This window comes from Pseudomonas sp. SED1 (assembly GCF_034044025.1).
Taxonomy (GTDB): Bacteria; Pseudomonadota; Gammaproteobacteria; order Pseudomonadales; family Pseudomonadaceae; genus Aquipseudomonas.
The window spans coordinates 12732-32984 of the sequence record NZ_JAXCIS010000102.1; the positions used below are offsets into that span (position 1 = coordinate 12732).

General features: G+C 60.8%; 17 protein-coding genes. 12 read left to right on the forward strand and 5 right to left on the reverse strand.

Going from position 1 to position 20253, the window contains the following annotated elements:
• Positions 1-247 precede the first annotated feature (247 nt).
• Genes SNL23_RS13310 through SNL23_RS13320 form a run of 3 tightly spaced genes read right to left on the reverse strand, consistent with a single transcriptional unit; the run spans position 248 to position 2927 of the window.
• Positions 248-1015, reverse strand: coding sequence for a heme ABC transporter ATP-binding protein (locus SNL23_RS13310; protein ID WP_318302442.1), 768 nt, complete (start codon positions 1013-1015; stop codon positions 248-250).
• Positions 1015-2052: a FecCD family ABC transporter permease gene (locus SNL23_RS13315; protein WP_318302443.1), complete on the reverse strand. Its 1038-nt coding sequence runs from the start codon at positions 2050-2052 to the stop codon at positions 1015-1017. Before SNL23_RS13315 ends, SNL23_RS13310 begins: the two co-directional genes overlap by 1 nt.
• Positions 2049-2927, reverse strand: a complete 879-nt coding sequence (locus tag SNL23_RS13320) for a heme/hemin ABC transporter substrate-binding protein (RefSeq protein ID WP_318302444.1) — start codon at positions 2925-2927, stop codon at positions 2049-2051. Before SNL23_RS13320 ends, SNL23_RS13315 begins: the two co-directional genes overlap by 4 nt.
• Positions 2928-3133: 206 nt before the next feature.
• On the opposite strand from SNL23_RS13320, the gene SNL23_RS13325 reads away from it, so the two are divergent.
• Entirely contained in the window at positions 3134-3451 is a 318-nt protein-coding gene (locus tag SNL23_RS13325) for a Rieske (2Fe-2S) protein (RefSeq protein ID WP_318302445.1), read from the forward strand.
• Here SNL23_RS13325 and sfsA read toward each other — a convergent pair.
• Together sfsA and SNL23_RS13335 are read right to left on the reverse strand one after the other, a co-directional pair.
• On the reverse strand, positions 3448-4161 hold the full coding sequence (gene sfsA / locus SNL23_RS13330; RefSeq protein ID WP_318302446.1) for a DNA/RNA nuclease SfsA: 714 nt from the start codon (positions 4159-4161) through the stop codon (positions 3448-3450). The genes SNL23_RS13325 and sfsA overlap by 4 nt on opposite strands.
• Positions 4161-5333, reverse strand: coding sequence for a pyridoxal phosphate-dependent aminotransferase (locus SNL23_RS13335; protein ID WP_318302447.1), 1173 nt, complete (start codon positions 5331-5333; stop codon positions 4161-4163). The genes sfsA and SNL23_RS13335 overlap by 1 nt, the downstream gene beginning before the upstream one ends.
• Before the next feature lie 321 nt (positions 5334-5654).
• On the opposite strand from SNL23_RS13335, the gene dksA reads away from it, so the two are divergent.
• The 11 genes from dksA (at position 5655) to acs (ending at position 20251) form a co-directional block, all read left to right on the forward strand.
• Entirely contained in the window at positions 5655-6089 is a 435-nt protein-coding gene (dksA, locus tag SNL23_RS13340; RefSeq protein WP_010174401.1) for an RNA polymerase-binding protein DksA, read from the forward strand.
• An 84-nt stretch (positions 6090-6173) separates the two neighbouring features.
• On the forward strand, positions 6174-7061 hold the full coding sequence (gluQRS, locus tag SNL23_RS13345) for a tRNA glutamyl-Q(34) synthetase GluQRS (RefSeq protein WP_167665374.1): 888 nt from the start codon (positions 6174-6176) through the stop codon (positions 7059-7061).
• Positions 7062-7145: 84 nt separating this feature from the next.
• Positions 7146-7322: a hypothetical protein gene (locus SNL23_RS13350; RefSeq protein WP_003176118.1), complete on the forward strand. Its 177-nt coding sequence runs from the start codon at positions 7146-7148 to the stop codon at positions 7320-7322.
• Complete coding sequence (locus SNL23_RS13355; protein WP_318302448.1) at positions 7306-10260, forward strand: sensor histidine kinase; 2955 nt, start codon at positions 7306-7308, stop codon at positions 10258-10260. Before SNL23_RS13350 ends, SNL23_RS13355 begins: the two co-directional genes overlap by 17 nt.
• A 22-nt stretch (positions 10261-10282) precedes the next feature.
• Positions 10283-11719 (forward strand): sigma-54-dependent transcriptional regulator, encoded by a 1437-nt coding sequence (locus SNL23_RS13360; protein WP_063033203.1) that lies wholly within the window; start codon positions 10283-10285, stop codon positions 11717-11719.
• Between the two features lie 711 nt (positions 11720-12430).
• A complete protein-coding gene (locus tag SNL23_RS13365) occupies positions 12431-13837 on the forward strand; it encodes a polynucleotide adenylyltransferase PcnB (protein ID WP_076013740.1) in 1407 nt (468 codons plus the stop codon).
• Positions 13838-13841: 4 nt separating this feature from the next.
• Positions 13842-14330 carry a 2-amino-4-hydroxy-6-hydroxymethyldihydropteridine diphosphokinase gene (folK, locus tag SNL23_RS13370; RefSeq protein WP_076013741.1) on the forward strand — a complete coding sequence of 163 codons (489 nt, stop codon included), beginning with the start codon at positions 13842-13844 and terminating at the stop codon, positions 14328-14330.
• A 339-nt stretch (positions 14331-14669) separates the two neighbouring features.
• Entirely contained in the window at positions 14670-15470 is an 801-nt protein-coding gene (gene panB, locus SNL23_RS13375) for a 3-methyl-2-oxobutanoate hydroxymethyltransferase (protein ID WP_318302449.1), read from the forward strand.
• Positions 15467-16318: a pantoate--beta-alanine ligase gene (panC, locus tag SNL23_RS13380; protein WP_318302450.1), complete on the forward strand. Its 852-nt coding sequence runs from the start codon at positions 15467-15469 to the stop codon at positions 16316-16318. Before panB ends, panC begins: the two co-directional genes overlap by 4 nt.
• A gap of 225 nt (positions 16319-16543) precedes the next feature.
• Positions 16544-18208 (forward strand): glucose-6-phosphate isomerase, encoded by a 1665-nt coding sequence (pgi, locus tag SNL23_RS13385; RefSeq protein ID WP_076013744.1) that lies wholly within the window; start codon positions 16544-16546, stop codon positions 18206-18208.
• A 105-nt stretch (positions 18209-18313) separates the two neighbouring features.
• Positions 18314-20251, forward strand: coding sequence for an acetate--CoA ligase (gene acs / locus SNL23_RS13390; protein WP_318302451.1), 1938 nt, complete (start codon positions 18314-18316; stop codon positions 20249-20251).
• Positions 20252-20253 lie beyond the last annotated feature (2 nt).

Below are 20253 nucleotides of genomic sequence, written 5' to 3' on the forward strand. Positions count from 1 at the left end.
ACGGCAACTTGCCCCCACGTTTCAGGGGGTTCCAAACGAATGTTTGAGGAAATTCGAAAAGGTCGCAAAAACAAATGTTGACTCTTAAATGAGAATCGTTATGATTATCACAACTGGTCGCGAGATCAGCCGATAACTGAAAGACCATTGGTTCGGACTCTCAGATTATCTCCTCATCAGGCTAATCACGGTTATTTGACCCGGCTCTTGCCGGGTCTTTTTTTGCCTATGAAAAACTGCGGCGATTTCAGCGTGCAATGATCAACGGATGGCCGCGCTCCGGATGCGGCTGCACCAACACATCCAACCCGAATACCGCCTTCAGCGGCTCAGGCCGCAGCACCTGCACAGGTGTATCCAACGCATGGGGCCACCCATCCTCCAGCAACAGGATGCGATCACAGTAGCGCGCCGCCAGATTCAGGTCGTGAAGAATCACCAGTACCGCAGCACCACGGTCGGCAAAGGTGCGGATCGCCTGCAAGGTCGTGTGCTGGTGCAGCGGATCAAGCATCGACGTCGGCTCATCCAGCAACAAGGTCTGCCCCGCCTCACCTGGCCAGAGCTGCGCCAGCACTCGTGCGAGGTGCACACGCTGCCGCTCGCCACCCGACAACGCCAGGTAGCTGCGCCCGCTCAAGTGGCCGACGTCGGCAGCCTGTAAGGCGGCGTTGATGATTTCATCGTCACGCACCCGGCCGGTCTGATGGGGCAAGCGCCCCATGCCCACAACCTCTTCGACGCGAAAGGCAAAGTCCAGGGTCGAGGTCTGCGGCAACACCGCCAAGCGCTGGGCACGCTGCGCTCCGCCCCAGTCCTTCAACTCGCGCTGGTCCAGCCACACACGGCCCTGGTCGGGCTGCAACTCGCCGCATAACGCACCGAGTAATGTACTTTTTCCCGCACCGTTGGGGCCCAACACGCCAAGCACTTCACCTGGCAGCAGGTCCAGGGTGACGTCCGCCAACACGGTTTTGCGCCCACGGCGGATCTGCAGGTCTTCTACTCGCAGCATCAGGCGCGCCCTCGTAACAACAGGTAGAGAAAAAACGGCGCACCGATAAACGCGGTAACAATGCCGATAGGTAATTCCGCCGGCGCCAAGGCCAGGCGCGCCACCAGATCGGCAAACAACAGCAAACTCGCCCCCGCCAACACCGAGGCTGGCAGCAGCACCCGATGATCGGGTCCCGCCAGCAGGCGCACCAGATGCGGCACCACCAACCCGACAAAGCCGATCATCCCCGCCGCCGCCACAGCGGCGCCCACGCCCAGTGCGGTGCAGAACACCAGCTCGCGCTTGAGGCCTTCAACATTAATGCCCAAGTGGCTGGCTTCCGACTCACCCAGCAGGAGTGCATTCAGCGCCTTGGCCCGGCGCGGCAGCCAAAGGGCGACGCCAGCGCTCACCAACAACAGCGGCCATAACCGCGAGTAGCTGGCGCCATTCAGGCTGCCCAGGTTCCAGAACGTCAGGGTGCGCAAGGTGGCGTCATCTGCCAGGTAGGTGAACAGGCCCACCGCGGAACTGGCGAGCGCCGTCAGGGCGATACCCGCCAGCAACATGGTCGCGACATTGGTTTGTCCGTTGCGCCGCCCCAGGCGATAGACCAGCGCCGTCACCCCCAAACCACCGAGGAAGGCACACAACGACAGCAGATACGGCCCGAGGGCATCCGGCAAACCGCCAAAAAACGAACCACCGACAATCGCAATCGCCGCGCCCAACGCCGCACCGCTGGAAACCCCGACCAGCCCGGGATCGGCCAAGGGATTACGAAACAACCCCTGCATTGCAACGCCGGAAAGTGCCAGAACCCCGCCCACGGCCAAGCCGAGTAACGTACGCGGCAGACGAATCTGCCCGAGGATCAACTCCGCCTGCTCCAGGCCGTGCGCGTCGATGGGCACACCCAACAAGCGCAACGCCGCCCGGAGTGTGTCCATCAACGGCAAGCTGACCGGCCCCAGGGCCAATGACAGCCAGATCGCCAATACACACAGCAGACTCAAGCCGATAAACAGGGCGCGCGGTTTAACCAGAGTGGTCATGGGGCGGTTTTAGCCTGGGACGGATAGAACCCGGCGGACAACTTCACCAGGCTTTGCGGCAAGCGCGGCCCAAGCCCGCCCACCAGCAGCGTCGGGTCCAATTCGTAGACGCGACCGTTTTTGGCCGCTGGCGTCGAAGCCAGGATCGGGTTCTCCTTGAACAGCGCGGCGCGGGCCGCATCGCCCGTAAGGGCACGATCGGCAAACACCAGCACTTCAGGATTGAGACCCGCCAGGGACTCCACGGAAAACGGTTTGTATCCATTGTGGGTCGCCAAGTTATGGCCGCCGGCCTGCTGCAACATCCAGTCAGCCGCCGTGTCTTTACCCGCAATCAGCGGTTTGCCGCCGGCATGCCCCAGCAGCAACAACACTCCAGGTGCTTTTTGCGTGGTCTGGACCTTGGTCACCCAGTTCTTTTGTTGATCCAGTTGTTGCTGATAGTCGCTGAACAGCTCCGCAGCCTTCGCTTCGTTGCCCAGCAACTTGCCCAAATGCTGAAGGTTACCCTGCAGCGTCGGCAGATCCGGCTCGGCCGAAAACAGCTCCACTTTCACACCAGCATTGCGGATTTGCGCCAATACCGGCGGCGGGCCCATTTCCTCGGTGCCGACCAGGATTTGCGGGCGCAGGCTCAGAATGCCCTCTGCCGACAACTGACGCTGGTATCCAATACTCGGTAACGCCTTGAGGGATTCTGGATGCTGGCTGGTGGTATCCACACCCACCAGCTTTGACTCACCGCCCAGGGCCGTTACCCATTCCGACAACGCACCACCGGCGCTGACCCAACGTTGTGGCAGTTCAGAGGCCTGGGCCCCAGCGTTGACCAGCAGTCCGACAACGAGCGCGATAGCACTGGCACTCAGGCGCATAAAAGGGTTTCCTTCCAAGGGGTGAGCCCGCTGAAACACTCGCAATGTGACAGATCAAGGCTGCCCGACATCGTACAGAGCGCCCAGTCAGCTAACGGGCGAAGCCGGCATTTGATAATTGTTTGCATTTGCACGTCAAGCGCCGGGCTCTTCGGCCAAATCAGGATAGCCTTGCAGCCCGCAAACGGCGGCACTTAAGGACCGATATGAAGTTTCTCTGCGCCTCCAGCGAACTCGCACCCAACGCCAGCCGCGGTTTCGATATCGACGGCCGCAAGCTGTTTGCCGTGCGCCGCGAAGGCATTGCCTACTTCTATATCAACCGTTGCCCACATCGCGGGGTGCCGCTGGAATGGCAGCTGCACCAGTTTTTGGACCAGAGCGCGAGCCTGATCCAGTGCGCCACCCACGGCGCGCTGTTCCTGATCGAGAGCGGTGAGTGCGTCGCCGGGCCTTGCGCCGGCCAGAGCCTGACAGCCCTGCCCGGCCGTGAGGACGAACAGGGCCTATGGGTGCAACTCTAATCGCCGAGCAATACTTCCAGGCGACGGTCGACACAGATTTCCTCTGACGTCACCCGCACGCCATAGGCCAGCACCTCGACGCCCGCCGCCTTGGCCTCACGCAATGCAGCCGCATAAGCGGCATCAATTTCTTCGGCAGGACGCACCGCATCAATCCCCGAGAGGTTGACGCAATACAACTGCACCGCCCGCACACCCTCACGCGCCAGATGCGCCAGTTCCCGCAAATGCTTGGCCCCGCGCTGGGTGACGGCATCGGGAAACGCCGCTGTCGAAGTCTCGTCAAACCCGAGAGTGACACTTTTGACTTCGACATACGCTGGGCCCGTTGGGTAATCCAGACGGAAATCGATCCGGCTGTTTTCCTGGCCGTAGGCTACTTCGCGCTTCAGCGCGGTAAAGCCGTTGAGCTCGGTGATAACCCCGGCCCGCAGCGCCTCTTCCACCAACTGATTGGCCCGCGCGGTATTCACACACGCCAGGCGCCCCTGCGGGGTTTCGCTGATTTCCCAAGTGCCGGGCAGCTTGCGCTTGGGGTCATTGGAGCGGCTGAACCAGACTTGGCCACCTTCCACCATGCAGTTGAACATCGAGCCGGTGTTCGGGCAGTGAATGGTCAGGAGCTCGCCGGTAACGGTTTCGATATCAGCGAGAAAACGCTTGTAGCGGCGGATCAGCCGGCCTTCTTCGAGGGGAGGATCAAAGCGCATCAGCCTTGCCAACTCCGCAAGCCACGGGCAATCCGTTCAACGGCTTCCTGTAGGCGATCAAGGTTTTGCGTGTAGGCAAAACGCACATGGTGACCGGCTTGATAGCGACCGAAATCCAGGCCCGGGGTGAAGGCTACATGCTCGGTTTCAAGGAAGTGCCGGCAGAAAGCGAAGGCATCACCGCCGAATGCGCTGATATCGGCATACAAGTAGAACGCGCCTTCCGGTTCAACGGCGATGCCGAAGCCGAGCTCCCGCAGGGCTGGCAGCAGGAGGTCGCGCCGACGACCAAACTCGGCCCGGCGGTCTTCAAGAATGTTCAAGGTTTCCGGGGTAAAGCAAGCCAGGGCCGCATGCTGGGCCATGCTCGGTGCGCTGATGTAGAGATTCTGCGCCAACTTCTCCAACTCACCCACGGCCGCCGGCGGCGCCACCAGCCAGCCCAGCCGCCAGCCGGTCATTCCGAAATACTTCGAAAAACTATTTAGAACGAAGGCTTCATCGTCGACTTCCAGCACGCTGGCGGCATCGGTGCCGTAGGTCAGGCCATGATAGATCTCATCCACCACCAAATGCCCATTGCGCGCCTTGATGGCGTTCGACAGTCCGGCCAACTCTTCGCGCGTCAGGATGGTGCCGGTAGGGTTGGCAGGCGAAGCGACCAGCGCGCCCACACTGTCTTGATCCCAATGGCGTGCCACCAGGTCGGCGGTCAGTTGATAACGCACGTCGGGGCCGACCGGGACCAATTGCGCCGCGCCTTCCACCAGGCGCAGGAAGTGGCGGTTGCACGGGTAACCGGGGTCTGCCAGCAGCCAGTGCTTGCCGGGATCCACCAGCAAACTGCTCGCCAGCAGCAGGGCACCTGAGCCACCCGGGGTGATCAAAATTCGCTCAGGGTCAATATCCAGCCCGTAGCGCTGCTGGTAGAAACCGCTGATAGCCTCACGCAACTCCGGCAGCCCGCGGGCCGCCGTATAGCGGGTCTTGCCATTGGCCAGCGCCGCCTGCCCGGCCTTGATGATGGGCTCGGCGGTGGTGAAGTCCGGCTCGCCGATTTCCAGGTGAATCACGTCGTGACCGGCGGCCTGCAATTCATTGGCCCGCGCCAGCAACGCCATGACATGGAAAGGTTCGATAGCGCGACTGCGCGCACTGTAGGGCTGAGCCATTAGCCTTCCTTAACTGTGAGGACAAACCCTGATTCTACCCAACCCGCCGCGCAAAACCTGCTCTATTGCCCGAAGCCATGTAGCACGCACGGCGAGCAACTACCTGTAAAACAGCTAAAATCAACATTCGAGACCGTACAAGCCCGCCCTGCTGGGGCCTGCGGCGGTTTTCAACCCTCAAGAGAAGGTGCCTCGACAACCGGGAGTGGCGCACCCTGAATCTATCTGGTAAGTTCGCCCGCTTGCAGCCGCAGGGCCGGCAGGTGTCGGTGATGTTGCAATCCTGCGCAATGGATTAGAAGAGTGAGAGGCGGTCCATTCATGCCCACCCAAGCAAAGCAACAGAGCATCAGCGGCTTCCAACCCTACGTCGAATCGAAGGGTGAGGAATACATGGGCAAGCCCATGCGCGAACACTTCTCCAAGATCCTGAAACAGTGGAAACAGGACTTGATGCAAGAGGTTGACCGTACCGTTGACCATATGAAGGACGAAGCGGCCAACTTCCCGGACCCGGCAGACCGTGCCAGCCAGGAAGAAGAGTTCGCCCTTGAACTGCGCGCCCGTGATCGCGAGCGCAAGCTGATCAAGAAAATCGACAAAACCCTGCAACTCATCGAAGACGAAGAGTATGGCTGGTGCGAGTCCTGCGGCGTCGAGATTGGTATTCGCCGCCTGGAAGCGCGTCCTACCGCCGACTTGTGCGTGGACTGCAAGACCTTGGCTGAAATCAAGGAAAAACAGGTCGGCAAGTAATCACCGCCGAGCTGTACAAATGGGGCGTGCGAACGCTCCATTTTTGTTTCTGGCGTTTGCTGGTTTTCCAGTAATATCCGGCCCATGACAGCCTCCTCCTATATCGGGCGTTTCGCCCCCACGCCCAGCGGACACCTGCACTTCGGCTCCCTGGTCGCTGCCCTCGCCTCCTACCTCGACGCCCGCGCCAATCAAGGCCGCTGGCTGATGCGCATGGAAGACCTCGATCCGCCACGGGAAGAACCCGGCGCCCAGGCCGCAATCCTCAATGCCCTTGAAAGCTACGGCTTCGAATGGGACGGGGAATTGGTCCGACAAAGCGAGCGGCACGATGCGTACGCCGAAGTGCTCAACCGCCTGTTCAACCACGGCCTGGCCTATGCCTGCACCTGTTCGCGCAAGCAACTGGAACCCTACAACGGGATTTATCCCGGCCTGTGCCGCAATGCCGGGCATGACCAGCAAGATGCCGCCATACGTCTGCGGGTGCCGGAGCTGGAGTACCACTTTACCGACCGTGTACAAGGCGAATTCCGACAGCATCTGGGTCGCGACGTAGGCGATTTCATCATCCGCCGTCGCGACGGCCTGTATGCCTACCAACTGGCGGTGGTCCTCGATGACGCCTGGCAAGGTGTGACCGACATCGTGCGTGGCGCCGACCTGCTCGACTCCACGCCGCGCCAGCTGTATCTGCAAGAACTGCTGGGCCTGCGCCAACCGCGCTACCTGCATGTGCCCCTGATCATCCAGCCGGACGGTAACAAGCTGGGCAAATCCTATCGTTCACCGCCCTTGGCCACCGACCAGGCCACGCCTTTGCTGTTAAGAGCACTGCGTGCCCTGGGCCAGCCAGCGGGCGACGAACTGAACCACGCCAGCCCACGGGAACTGCTGGATTGGGGCATTGCGCACTGGGACGCCACGCAGATCCCGCGCACACTCACACTGGCCGAAGCGCAATTGCGCTGAAGGCGCTTGCAGCTTGCGAGCCATCCGTTACCATCGCTCATACAAAAAATCGTTATATTTCCGCAATTTCAATCAAGGGCCAACATGTACATCTATCGATTGGTCCTGCTGTTGGTCGTCGGGATCTACCTGTTTTCTCCCGCCATCATGGATTGGTGGATAGACGCCACAGGCGCCTGGTACCGGCCCTATCTGCTTTGGCTGATTCTGATCGTCGTGACTTTCATCCTGCAGAGCCAAAAAGATGCCGATGAGCTTTAGCCTGACCGAGATGCTGCTGATCAGCGCCGCCTACCTGGCCGCGCTGTTCGGGGTAGCCTGGATCAGTGAGCGTGGAATGATTCCGCGGGCGATCATTCGCCATCCGTTGACCTACACCTTGTCCCTGGGCGTGTACGCCAGCGCCTGGGCGTTTTACGGCACGGTGGGCCTGGCCTATCAGTATGGATACGGCTTTCTTTCGAGTTATCTCGGGGTGTCCGGGGCGTTCTTGCTGGCGCCGGTGCTGTTGTATCCGATCCTGAAAATCACCCGCACCTATCAGCTGTCGTCACTCGCCGACCTGTTTGCGTTCCGCTTTCGCAGCACCTGGGCCGGTGCGCTGACCACGATCTTCATGCTGATCGGCGTGCTGCCGTTGCTGGCGTTGCAGATCCAGGCGGTGGCCGACTCCATCAGCATCCTCACCCGCGAGCCGGTGCAGCACCGCGTTGCATTGAGCTTCTGTGCACTGATCACCCTGTTCACAATTTTCTTCGGCTCACGGCATATCGCTACCCGTGAGAAGCATGAAGGCCTGGTGTTCGCGATCGCATTTGAGTCGGTGATCAAGCTGATCGCCATTGGCGGCGTTGGCCTGTATGCGCTCTACGGTGTATTCGACGGCCCGCAACAGCTGGAACTGTGGCTGCTGCAAAACCAGACCGCCCTGGCCGCGCTGCACACGCCGTTGCAGGAAGGCCCATGGCGCACACTGCTGCTGGTGTTCTTCGCCTCGGCCATCGTGATGCCGCACATGTACCACATGACCTTCACCGAAAACCTCAACCCGCGTTCACTGGTCAGCGCCAGCTGGGGCTTACCGCTGTTCCTGCTGCTGATGAGCCTGGCGGTGCCGCTGATTCTCTGGGCGGGCCTGAAGCTTGGCGCCACCACCAATCCGGAATACTTCACGCTGGGCATCGGCATTGCCGCCAACAGCAAATCACTGGCCCTGCTGGCCTATGTCGGCGGATTATCGGCCTCCAGCGGCCTGATCATCGTCAGTACCCTGGCCCTGTCGGGGATGGCGCTCAATCACCTGGTACTGCCGCTCTACCAGCCGCCAGCCGAAGGCAATATCTACCGCTGGCTGAAATGGACCCGCCGCGCCCTGATCGTCGCAATCATCATGGCTGGCTATGGCTTCTACCTGATGCTGGGTGCCGAGCAGGACCTGGCCAACCTGGGCATCGTCGCCTTCGTCGCCACTTTGCAGTTCCTGCCGGGCGTGTTGTCGGTGCTGTACTGGCCGACCGCTAACCGCCGTGGGTTTATCGCCGGGCTGCTGGCCGGGATCCTGGTGTGGACCGTAACCATGCTGCTGCCCTTGGTGGGCAATCTGCAGGGTTTCTACATCCCGCTGCTGAACATGATCTACGTGCTGGATGACACCAGTTGGCACATGGCGGCGATTGCTTCGCTGGCGGCCAACGTGCTGATGTTCACGCTGATCTCGCTGTTCACCAACGCCAGCCCGGAAGAAACCAGCGCCGCCGAAGCCTGCGCCGTGGACAACGTACGCCGCCCGCAACGCCGCGAACTGCACGCTGCCTCGCCCCAGGAGTTCGCCACGCAACTGGCCAAGCCGCTGGGCGCCAAGGCTGCGCAAAAGGAAGTCGAGCAGGCCCTGCGCGACCTTTACCTGCCATTCGACGAACGCCGGCCTTACGCCTTGCGTCGCCTGCGTGACCGTATCGAGGCCAACCTTTCCGGCTTGATGGGCCCGAGTGTGTCCCAGGACATGGTTGAGACCTTCCTGCCCTACAAGGCCGGCGGCGAAAACTACGTGACCGAAGACATCCACTTCATCGAGAGCCGGCTGGAGGATTACCACTCGCGCCTCACCGGCCTGGCCGCCGAACTCGACGCGCTGCGCCGCTATCACCGCCAGACACTGCAGGAGTTGCCGATGGGCGTCTGCTCCCTGGCCAAGGATCAAGAGATCCTGATGTGGAACAAGGCCATGGAAGAACTCACCGGGATCGCCGCCCAGCGCGTGGTGGGTTCGCGCCTGAACACCATTGGCGACCCATGGAAAGAACTGCTCCAGGGCTTCATCAACCTGCCCGACGAACACTTGCACAAACAACACCTGGCGCTGGACGGCCAGACCCGCTGGCTCAACCTGCACAAGGCCGCCATCGACGAGCCTCTGGCACCCGGTAACAGCGGCCTGGTGCTGCTGGTGGAAGACCTGACCGACACCCAGATGCTCGAAGACAAACTGGTGCACTCCGAGCGCCTGGCCAGCATCGGGCGTTTGGCGGCGGGTGTGGCTCATGAAATCGGCAATCCGATCACCGGTATCGCCTGCCTGGCGCAAAACCTGCGGGAAGAGCGCGAGGAAGACGGCGAAATCATCGAACTCAGCGGGCAGATTCTCGAGCAGACCAAGCGTGTCTCGCGCATCGTGCAGTCGCTGATGAGCTTTGCCCACGCGGGTGCCCATCAGAATCACGACGAAGCGGTGTGCCTGGCCGAAGTCGCCCAGGATGCCATTGGGCTGCTGGCCTTGAACCGGCGCAATTTCGAAGTACAGTTCTTTAACCTGTGCGACCCGGAACATTGGGTCGACGGTGACTCACAACGCCTGGCCCAAGTGCTGATCAACCTGCTGTCCAACGCCCGCGACGCGTCGCCGGCCGGCAGCGCGGTACGGGTCAAGAGCGAGGCTTTCGAGCACACGGTCGACCTGATCGTAGAGGACGAGGGCAGCGGCATTCCACAGAACATCATGGATCGATTGTTCGAACCCTTCTTCACCACCAAGGATCCGGGTGAAGGTACCGGTCTGGGCCTTGCACTGGTCTATTCCATCGTTGAAGAGCATTATGGACAAATCACCATCGACAGCCCGGCTGACACCGAAAGCCAACGCGGCACCCGTATTCGGGTGACCTTGCCGCGTCATGTCGAAGCGACGTCCGCTGTGAACTGAGACCGTCGAGAGAGTTGAATCAATGCCGCACATTTTGATCGTCGAAGACGAAACCATTATCCGCTCTGCCTTGCGTCGCCTGCTTGAACGTAATCAGTACCAGGTCAGCGAAGCCGGCTCGGTGCAGGAAGCCCAAGAGCGTTTCAGCATTCCCACGTTCGACCTGATCGTCAGTGACCTACGTTTGCCGGGCGCCCCTGGCACCGAGTTGATCAAACTCGGCCAAGGCACTCCGGTGCTGATCATGACCAGCTACGCCAGCCTGCGCTCGGCAGTGGACTCGATGAAGATGGGCGCGGTGGACTACATCGCCAAGCCTTTCGACCACGACGAAATGCTCCAGGCAGTGGCGCGCATCCTGCGTGACCGTCAATCCGCCAGCAGCACACCGGCTGAACGCCCGGCAGCGGGCAAGGCCGTCAACGGCGCTGAAAAGCCCGGGGTGGATAACAGCAATGGCGAAATCGGCATTATCGGCTCTTGCCCACCGATGCAGGACCTGTACAGCAAGATCCGCAAAGTGGCGCCAACAGACTCCAATGTGTTGATCCAGGGCGAATCCGGCACCGGTAAAGAACTGGTGGCCCGCGCCCTGCACAACCTGTCCAAGCGCGCCAAGGCACCGATGATTTCGGTGAACTGCGCGGCGATCCCCGAATCTTTGATCGAATCCGAATTGTTCGGCCATGAGAAAGGTGCCTTTACCGGCGCCAGCGCTGGCCGTGCAGGTCTGGTTGAGGCCGCCGATGGCGGCACGCTGTTCCTCGACGAGATTGGCGAACTACCACTGGAAGCTCAGGCACGTTTGCTACGGGTGCTCCAGGAAGGCGAAATCCGCCGCGTCGGCTCGGTACAGTCGCAGAAAGTCGATGTACGGCTGATCGCGGCCACGCACCGAGACCTGAAAAGCCTGGCCAAGATCGGCCAGTTCCGTGAAGACCTTTATTACCGCCTGCACGTGATCGCGCTCAAACTGCCGGCCCTGCGTGAGCGCGGTGCCGACGTCAACGAAATCGCCACGGCCTTCCTGGCTCGCCAGAGTGCGCGGATCAACCGTACCGACCTGAAGTTTGCTGCCGATGCCGAGCAGGCAATCCGTCACTATTCCTGGCCGGGTAACGTGCGGGAGCTGGAGAACGCGGTAGAACGCGCGGTGATTCTGTCGGAGAGCCCGGAGATTTCCGCCGAGTTGCTGGGGATCGATATCGAGCTCAGCGACCTGGATGACGACGACTTCATCGGCCTGCCGCCGCAGCAGGGTGGCAGTAACAACAGCCACGAGCCGACGGAAGATTTGTCACTGGAGGATTACTTCCAGCACTTCGTCCTCGAGCATCAGGACCATATGACCGAGACCGAACTGGCGCGCAAACTGGGCGTCAGCCGTAAATGCCTGTGGGAACGGCGCCAGCGCCTGGGTATCCCACGGCGCAAAACCGGGGTTGCCAGCGAAAGCTGAGTGGGGGCGCCCCCACAGGTAACACCCTCAGATGTGAAAAAACTGTTACCGCTGATTTTTCACGTAACAAAAGCCGGGGCTTACGGTAACGAAGCCCCGGCTTTTTTTCGCCCTCAAAAACCCGAAAGCGCTCCGAACCCCTTATTTTGCTGGACCTCGCAAAAGTTGGCACGCACCCTGCTATATGCTTAGTACAAAAACAATAACAAGCAAATGTACAAGACAATAAAAATAAGACGAATCGACTCACGCATAACAAAAACAACACGGCGGAGGCGCAGCTAACTGATTCTTTTGGAGAGGCGTTGCATTTGGGGCTTGCCCCGCAACCAGGCCGAGAACAACAAAAACTGCCCTAAGGCAGAGCCTGAACTGGTTGGATCGTAGATCAGCAACACAGCGACCAAAGCAATCCGTTTGCTCTTGGCTCCCGATTGGGAGTGTCATGAAGGTGAAGCTTCATGGCGAGGGCGATCAACAAAAACAAGAAGCCCGAAACCAATAATAAAAATAGAGCACGCAACTACTTCTGGGGGAGCTTCGGCTCCCCTTGTAGTTTCCGCGATTTGGCACCTGCCACCCTTCTTTTAAGCTTCTGGCTCAAGCCTTGCAGCTAGTTCCTACACCATCCCCTGACTAAATGCTAGAATCCCCGCCCATCATGCGGTCATTCTTCGTTATGGCCGAACATTCCTTCAAACAGTGCATCCCATGCTGAAGAAGTTGTTCCAGTCATTCCGTTCTCCCTTGCGTCGTACGCAACACATCCGCAGCACGCCTGAAGTGCTTAATGCCAACCAGCATTCGTTGCAGCGTGCCCAGTTCAGCCGTTATGCGGTGAACATCGTCGAACGCCTGCAGAACGCCGGCTACCAGGCTTACCTGGTTGGCGGTTGCGTGCGCGACATGTTGCTCAACATCACTCCCAAGGATTTCGACGTCGCCACCAGTGCCACGCCGGAACAAGTGCGTGCCGAATTCCGCAATGCGCGGATCATTGGGCGGCGCTTCAAGTTGGTGCATATCCACTTTGGTCGCGAGATCATCGAGGTCGCGACCTTCCGCGCCAACCACCCGCAAAACGATGAAGAAGAAGACACTAACCAGTCTTCCCGCAATGAAAGCGGGCGCATCCTGCGGGACAACGTCTACGGCACCCTGGAAGAAGACGCGCAACGCCGCGACTTCACCATCAATGCCTTGTATTACGACCCCGTCAGCGAGCGCATCCTCGATTACGCCAACGGCGTGCACGACATTCGCAACAACCTGCTGCGCCTGATCGGCGACCCGACGCAACGCTACCAGGAAGACCCGGTGCGGATGCTGCGGGCCGTACGTTTCGCGGCCAAGCTGAACTTCGGCATCGAGAAGCACACGGCCGCGCCGATTCGCGACCTGGCGCCGATGTTGCGGGAAATCCCCTCGGCCAGGCTGTTCGAAGAGGTGCTCAAGCTGTTCCTCTCCGGCTATGCCGCCGACACGTTCGAAATGCTCGTAGACCTGCAGCTGTTCGACCCATTGTTCCCGGCCAGCGCCGAGGCACTGGAGTACAACCCGACCTACACCCACACGCTGATCAGCGAAGCCTTGATCAACACCGACCTGCGCATCAAGCAGAACAAACCGGTCACTCCGGCGTTCCTGTTTGCCGCCCTGTTGTGGCCTGCGCTGCCGAAGCGCGTGATGCGCTTGCAGGATCGCGGCATGCCTGCAATTCCGGCCATGCAGGAAGCGGCTCATGAGCTGATCGCCGAACAATGCCAACGCATCGCCATCCCGAAACGCTTCACCATGCCGATCCGCGAGATCTGGGACATGCAGGAGCGCCTGCCACGGCGCAGCGGTAAACGTGCCGACCTGTTGCTGGACAACCCGCGCTTCCGTGCCGGCTACGACTTCCTGCTGTTGCGTGAAAGCGCCGGCGAGCAGACCGACGGCCTGGGTGAATGGTGGACCGACTACCAGGACGCCAACGACAGCCAGCGCCGCGAGATGATCAAAGAACTCAGCAGCAAAGGCGAAGCCACCGGCGATGGCCCGAAAAAACGTCGCCGCAGCAGTGGCAGCAAGCGCAAACGCAGCGCTGGCGACGCCTCGAGCGTGTCTGGCGAGTAAGCCCGTGGAACGTATCTACATCGGCATGGGCAGCAACCTGGCGGCCCCTGAACAACAATTGCGCTATGCCATCGCGGCCTTGGCGCAATTGCCGAGCACTACGCTGGCGGGCGTCTCCGCCTTCTATCAAAGTGATTCCCTGCTCCCGGGCCAGCCGCGCTACACCAATGCGGTCGCGGCCCTGGACAGCGCGCTTGCGCCTCTGGAAATGCTTGATGCCCTGCAAGCCATCGAGAATGACCAGGGCCGCGAGCGCCTCGAGCGCTGGGGCCCGCGCACCCTGGACCTGGATATCCTGATCTTTGGCGACCGGCTTATCGACGAGCCGCGCCTGAAGGTGCCGCACTATCAAATGCATCTGCGTGCATTCGTGCTTTACCCATTGGCAGAACTGGCCCCCGCCAGCCTGCAACTCGCCGATGGCCGCCTGCTCAGCGACCTGTTGGACGCCTGCCCGTTTGCCGGCCTGGAACGCCTGCCTTCACACCTGTAGGAGCGAGCTTGCTCGCGAAAAACCTGAGAACACCGCTGGGTGTCAGGCTTCCCGCATCATCGTTAACGACCCTCGCGAGCAAGCTCGCTCCTACGCATCATTTACTGCTGAATCGCATCAGTAACAGCGGTAACACCCCTCGCGTAACAATGCGGTAACACATCCAATTGACTTCCAGAGTCCTCCTCACGACTATAGGCGTCCCGCTGCCGCCTACCCGGCGCTAAAGGGCGCAATCCAGGCCTTATAAGCACTGATCCTTAAGAAAGTGCGCCTGTATAAACGAAGACTCACGCGCGTTACTCGCTGTTTCCAAGCGCCTGAATGAGGACCCTTTTCATGCCAAACGTTACCCTGAGCACCTTGCAGAGCCTCAAACTCAAAGGTGAAAAGATCACCATGCTGACCTGCTACGACGCCACTTTTGCCCAGGCCAGCTGCCAGGCAGGAGTTGAAGTGTTGTTGGTGGGGGACTCCCTGGGTATGGTTCTACAAGGGCATGACAGCACCCTGCCGGTCACCAACGACGAAATCGCTTACCACACAGCCTGCGTCAAACGTGGCAACGAGGGCGCCTTCATCGTCGCCGACCTGCCCTTCATGGCAGACGCCACCATCGAACAGACCCTGACCAACAGCGCTCAACTGATGCGTGCCGGTGCACACATGGTCAAGGTTGAAGGTGCCGCGTGGCTTGCGGAGTCGATTCGCCTGCTGGCTGAACGTGGTGTGCCGGTTTGCGCGCACATGGGCCTCACGCCCCAGTCGGTGAATATCCTCGGCGGCTACAAGGTGCAAGGCCGCGGCGAAGCCCAGGCGCGTCAGATGCGGGCCGATGCCATCGCCCTGGAGCAGGCCGGTGCGTGCATGATTTTGCTGGAGTGCGTGCCAAGCGAATTGGCAGCGGAAATCACCCAGGCCGTCAAAATCCCGGTGATTGGTATCGGCGCAGGTTCCGGCACCGACGGCCAGGTATTGGTGCTGCACGACATGCTGGGCCTGTCCCTGACCGGTCGCGTACCCAAGTTCGTGAAGAACTTCATGGCTGGCCAGGACAGCATTCAATCGGCCCTCGCCGCCTACGTCAGCGAAGTCAAAGCCGTTACCTTCCCAGCCGCTGAACACGGATTCTCTGCATGAACACCGTCAAGACCGTGCGCGAACTGCGCGCCGCCGTCGCCCATGCCCGCAGCGCGGGCAAACGCATCGGCTTCGTGCCCACCATGGGCAACCTGCACAGCGGCCATGCCACGCTGGTGACCAAGGCTGCGCAACAAGCGGACTTCGTGGTCGCGAGCATTTTCGTCAACCCGCTGCAATTCGGCGCCGGCGAAGACCTGGACAAGTACCCGCGCACCTTGGCCGCCGACCAGGAGAAACTCCTGCAAGCCGGTTGCAACCTGCTGTTCGCCCCGACCGTCGACGAGATGTACCCCGACGGCATGGCCGGCCAGACGCGCGTCAGCGTGCCACAACTGTCCGAAGGCCTGTGCGGCGCCAGCCGTCCCGGGCATTTTGAAGGTGTGGCCACGGTGGTCAGCAAGCTGTTCAACATGGTCCAGCCAGACCTGGCGATCTTTGGCCAGAAGGACTACCAGCAACTGGCAGTCATTCGCGCCATGGTCCATGACCTGAACATGCCGATCCAGATTATCGGCGAGCCGACCGTTCGCGCCGACGATGGCCTCGCGCTGTCGTCGCGCAACGGTTACCTCACCGAAGAGCAGCGCGAGATCGCACCGGTGCTGTACCGCAGCCTCAGCCAGATGGCTGCCGCCATTGAAGCGGGCGACCGCGATTTCGCCAAACTGCGCGCGGCACAGGTCCAGCAGATTGAAGCCGCGGGCTTTCGCATGGATTACCTGGAGGTCCGCCAGGGCCTGCACCTGCGTCCGGCCACCGCTGAAGACAAGGATCTGGTGATCCTGGTCGCCGCCTACCTGGGCGCCACCCGGCTGATCGACAACCTGCATTTGCAGCTGAACTGACCCCGCGGCACACCCCTCCTGTTGCACTGCCTGATCGGCCGGTATAAAAAAGTACCGGCCACAGCGCAGACAAAGCCAAGACAGATCGACACGCTAGGTTTAATGTATTCGCCCTACGCTATTCGTTGGCGTCGACCGGAGCCTGTCATCTTCACAAAGACAGCACATTCCCGGCTTTGAAGTGTCCTACAAGCAGTCCCAGCAATAAAAAGGAAACCCGCAGCGATGGCGTACTACCGCACCCCTCATGACGTTACCGCTCTGCCCGCCTGGCAAGCGCTCAATCAACATCGCCAAGCCATGCAGGATTTCAGCATGCGCGAAGCCTTTAATGCCGATCCCCAGCGCTTTACCCAGTTCACCTTGAGCAGCTGCGGACTTTTCCTCGATTACTCGAAAAACCTGATCACCAGCGAAACCCGCGACCTGCTGGTAGGCCTGGCCAAGGAAGTCGACCTTCAGGGCGCGATCAAGTCGCTGTTCAACGGCGAGCCGGTCAACTCTTCCGAAGGTCGCCCGGCGCTGCACACCGCGCTGCGTCGCCCGGTCGGCGACAAGCTGTCGGTCAACGGCGTGAACATCATGCCGGACGTGCACAAGGTGCTGAACCAGATCACTGACCTGGTCGGCCGCATCCACGACGGCCTGTGGCGTGGCTACACCGAAAAGCCGATCACCGACGTGGTGAACATCGGCATCGGTGGCTCGTTCCTCGGTCCGGAGCTGGTGTCTGAAGCGCTGTTGTCCTACGCCCACAAAGGCGTGCGCTGCCATTACCTGGCGAACATCGACGGCAGCGAGTTCCACGAGCTGACCATGAAGCTGCGCGCCGAGACCACGCTGTTCATCGTCTCGTCGAAATCCTTCAACACCCTCGAAACCCTGAAAAACGCCCAGGCCGCACGTGCCTGGTACCTGGCCCAGGGTGGCTCGGAAGCCGAGCTGTATCGCCACTTCATCGCCGTTTCGAGCAACAACGCCGCCGCCGTGGCCTTCGGTATTCGCGAAGAAAACATCTTCCCGATGTGGGACTGGGTTGGCGGTCGTTACTCGTTGTGGTCGGCCATCGGCCTGCCGATCGCGCTGGCCATCGGCATGTCCAACTTCAAGGAACTGCTGTCCGGTGCCTACACCATGGACCAGCACTTCCAAACCGCGCCGTTCGAAGCGAACATGCCCGTACTACTGGGCCTGTTGGGCGTGTGGTACGGCAACTTCTGGGGCGCGCAGAGCCACGCGATCCTGCCGTACGACCACTACCTGCGTAACATCACCAAGCACTTGCAACAGCTGGATATGGAATCCAACGGCAAGAGCGTGCGCCAGGACGGTACGCCGGTTTCCACCGACACCGGCCCGGTTATCTGGGGCGGCGTAGGCTGCAACGGTCAGCATGCTTACCACCAGTTGCTGCACCAAGGCACCCAGCTGATCCCGGCCGACTTCATCGTGCCGATCGTCAGCTTCAACCCGGTCTCCGACCACCATCAGTGGCTGTACGCCAACTGCCTGTCCCAGAGCCAGGCACTGATGCTCGGCAAAACCCGTAGCGAAGCCGAAGCCGAGCTGCGCGACAAAGGGATGGACGAGGCCGAAGTGCAGAAGCTGGCACCGCACAAGGTGATCCCGGGCAACCGTCCGAGCAACACCATTGTGGTTGAACGCATCAGCCCTCGCCGCCTCGGCGCGCTGGTGGCCATGTATGAACACAAAGTGTTCGTGCAGAGCGTCATCTGGGGCATCAACGCCTTCGACCAATGGGGCGTGGAGTTGGGCAAGGAGCTGGGCAAAGGCGTCTACAACCGCCTGACCGGCACTGAAGAGCAGCCGGCGGACGATGCGTCCACCCAAGGGTTGATCAACTACTTCCGCGGTCGTCACCGCGGTTGATGTAATGCCTGCAAGGCCAACGTCCGTTTGGACGTTGGCCTTGAACCCGCCTGCCACAGGGTGCATCTTTATTGCTTGTCGCAAAAACAAGAATAAGGATCCCTCATGTTCGATATCAGCACGTTCCCCACCGCCGATGCCGTCCGCCGGGCTGCGCAACTCAGTCAAGAGGACTACCAGCGCCTCTACCGCCAATCCGTCGAACAACCCGATACCTTTTGGGCCGAGCAAGCCAAGCGCTTTCTCGACTGGTCCACGCCTTGGCAAACCGTTCAGAAATCCGACATCAAGACCGGCGCCGCCCAATGGTTTGCCGGCGGCCAACTGAACGTCAGCTACAACTGCATCGACCGCCACCTGGCGCAACGTGCCGACCAGCCGGCCTTCATCTGGGAAGGCGATGATCCTGCAAAGTCTTCCAAAATCACCTACCGCCAACTCCACCAAAACGTCAGCCGCCTGGCCAACGTGCTGAAAAGCCGTGGCGTAAAGAAAGGCGACCGGGTGTGTATCTACATGCCGATGATTCCCGAGGCGGCCTACGCGATGCTCGCCTGTACGCGGATCGGCGCGGTGCATTCGGTGGTGTTTGGTGGTTTCTCGCCGGACGCCCTGCGCGACCGTATTCTCGACGCCGACTGCCGCACGGTGATCACCGCCGATGAAGGCGTGCGCGGTGGCAAGCCTGTGGCGCTGAAACAGAATGTCGACAAGGCCCTGGCCAGTTGCCCGGACGTCAGCACAGTGCTGGTGGTGCAGCGCACCGGCGCGGCGGTCAATTGGACCGAAGGCCGCGACCTCAAGTATCAACAGGCCCTGGATGTGGCCAGCGACGACTGCCCGCCCGAGCCGATGGAGGCGGAAGACCCGCTGTTTATCCTCTATACCTCCGGCAGCACCGGCAAACCCAAAGGTGTGCTCCACACCACCGGCGGCTACCTGTTGCAGGCTGCGATGACGTTCAAGTACGTCCTCGACTACCGCGACGGCGAAGTATTCTGGTGCACCGCTGATGTCGGCTGGGTCACCGGCCACAGTTATATCGTCTACGGGCCGCTGGCCAATGGCGCCACATCGCTGATGTTCGAGGGCGTGCCTAGCTATCCGGACAGCTCGCGCTTCTGGCAGGTGATCGACAAACACAAGGTCAACATCTTCTACACCGCGCCTACCGCCTTGCGCGCACTGATGCGTGAAGGCCACGGCCCACTGGAAAATACCTCCCGAGCCAGCCTGCGCCTGCTGGGCAGTGTCGGCGAACCGATCAACCCGGAGGCCTGGGACTGGTACTTCAACGCGGTCGGCGAACAACGCTGCCCGATTGTCGACACCTGGTGGCAGACCGAAACCGGCGGCATCATGCTCAGCCCGCTGGTCAGCGCCCAGCGCATCAAACCCGGCTGCGCTACCCAGCCGATGTTTGGCGTAGTGCCGGTGCTGCTTGATGAGCAAGGCAAGGAAATCAGCGGCGCAGGCAGTGGCGTGCTGGCAATCAAATCCAGCTGGCCGGGGCAGATTCGCAGCGTGTACGGCGACCCGCAGCGGATGATCGACACCTATTTCAAACCCTACCCCGGCTACTACTTCACCGGCGACGGGGCCCGGCGGGACGAGGACGGCGATTACTGGATCACCGGGCGTATCGATGATGTGATCAACGTGTCCGGGCATCGTATCGGCACCGCCGAGGTGGAAAGCGCCCTGGTGCTGCATGATCAGGTCGCCGAAGCCGCCGTGGTGGGTTATCCCCACGACGTCAAAGGCCAGGGCATCTATGCCTTCGTCACGCCCATGAATGGCGTCGAGCCCGACGACGCGCTGAAAAAGCACCTGCTGGACCTGGTGAGCAAGGAAATCGGCAGCTTCGCCAAGCCCGAACTGATTCAATGGGCACCGGCCTTGCCGAAAACCCGCTCAGGCAAGATCATGCGGCGGATTTTGCGCAAGATTGCCTGCAACGAACTGGACAGCCTGGGAGATACCTCCACCCTGGCCGACCCGAGCGTGGTGGATGGCCTGATCGACAAACGCCTCAACCGATAGGA

What these genes read in the sequence shown, in the direction of transcription:
- SNL23_RS13365 (WP_076013740.1), top strand. Translation starts at nt 12,431, where the DNA reads ATGCTGAAGAAGTTGTTCCAGTCATTCCGTTCTCCCTTGCGTCGTACG.
- pgi (WP_076013744.1), top strand. Translation starts at nt 16,544, where the DNA reads ATGGCGTACTACCGCACCCCTCATGACGTTACCGCTCTGCCCGCCTGG.
- sfsA (WP_318302446.1), bottom strand. Translation starts at nt 4,161, where the DNA reads ATGCGCTTTGATCCTCCCCTCGAAGAAGGCCGGCTGATCCGCCGCTAC.
- gluQRS (WP_167665374.1), top strand. Translation starts at nt 6,174, where the DNA reads ATGACAGCCTCCTCCTATATCGGGCGTTTCGCCCCCACGCCCAGCGGA.
- SNL23_RS13325 (WP_318302445.1), top strand. Translation starts at nt 3,134, where the DNA reads ATGAAGTTTCTCTGCGCCTCCAGCGAACTCGCACCCAACGCCAGCCGC.
- panC (WP_318302450.1), top strand. Translation starts at nt 15,467, where the DNA reads ATGAACACCGTCAAGACCGTGCGCGAACTGCGCGCCGCCGTCGCCCAT.
- SNL23_RS13355 (WP_318302448.1), top strand. Translation starts at nt 7,306, where the DNA reads ATGCCGATGAGCTTTAGCCTGACCGAGATGCTGCTGATCAGCGCCGCC.
- SNL23_RS13360 (WP_063033203.1), top strand. Translation starts at nt 10,283, where the DNA reads ATGCCGCACATTTTGATCGTCGAAGACGAAACCATTATCCGCTCTGCC.
- SNL23_RS13335 (WP_318302447.1), bottom strand. Translation starts at nt 5,333, where the DNA reads ATGGCTCAGCCCTACAGTGCGCGCAGTCGCGCTATCGAACCTTTCCAT.
- SNL23_RS13315 (WP_318302443.1), bottom strand. Translation starts at nt 2,052, where the DNA reads ATGACCACTCTGGTTAAACCGCGCGCCCTGTTTATCGGCTTGAGTCTG.
- SNL23_RS13320 (WP_318302444.1), bottom strand. Translation starts at nt 2,927, where the DNA reads ATGCGCCTGAGTGCCAGTGCTATCGCGCTCGTTGTCGGACTGCTGGTC.
- SNL23_RS13350 (WP_003176118.1), top strand. Translation starts at nt 7,146, where the DNA reads ATGTACATCTATCGATTGGTCCTGCTGTTGGTCGTCGGGATCTACCTG.
- dksA (WP_010174401.1), top strand. Translation starts at nt 5,655, where the DNA reads ATGCCCACCCAAGCAAAGCAACAGAGCATCAGCGGCTTCCAACCCTAC.
- SNL23_RS13310 (WP_318302442.1), bottom strand. Translation starts at nt 1,015, where the DNA reads ATGCTGCGAGTAGAAGACCTGCAGATCCGCCGTGGGCGCAAAACCGTG.
- acs (WP_318302451.1), top strand. Translation starts at nt 18,314, where the DNA reads ATGTTCGATATCAGCACGTTCCCCACCGCCGATGCCGTCCGCCGGGCT.
- panB (WP_318302449.1), top strand. Translation starts at nt 14,670, where the DNA reads ATGCCAAACGTTACCCTGAGCACCTTGCAGAGCCTCAAACTCAAAGGT.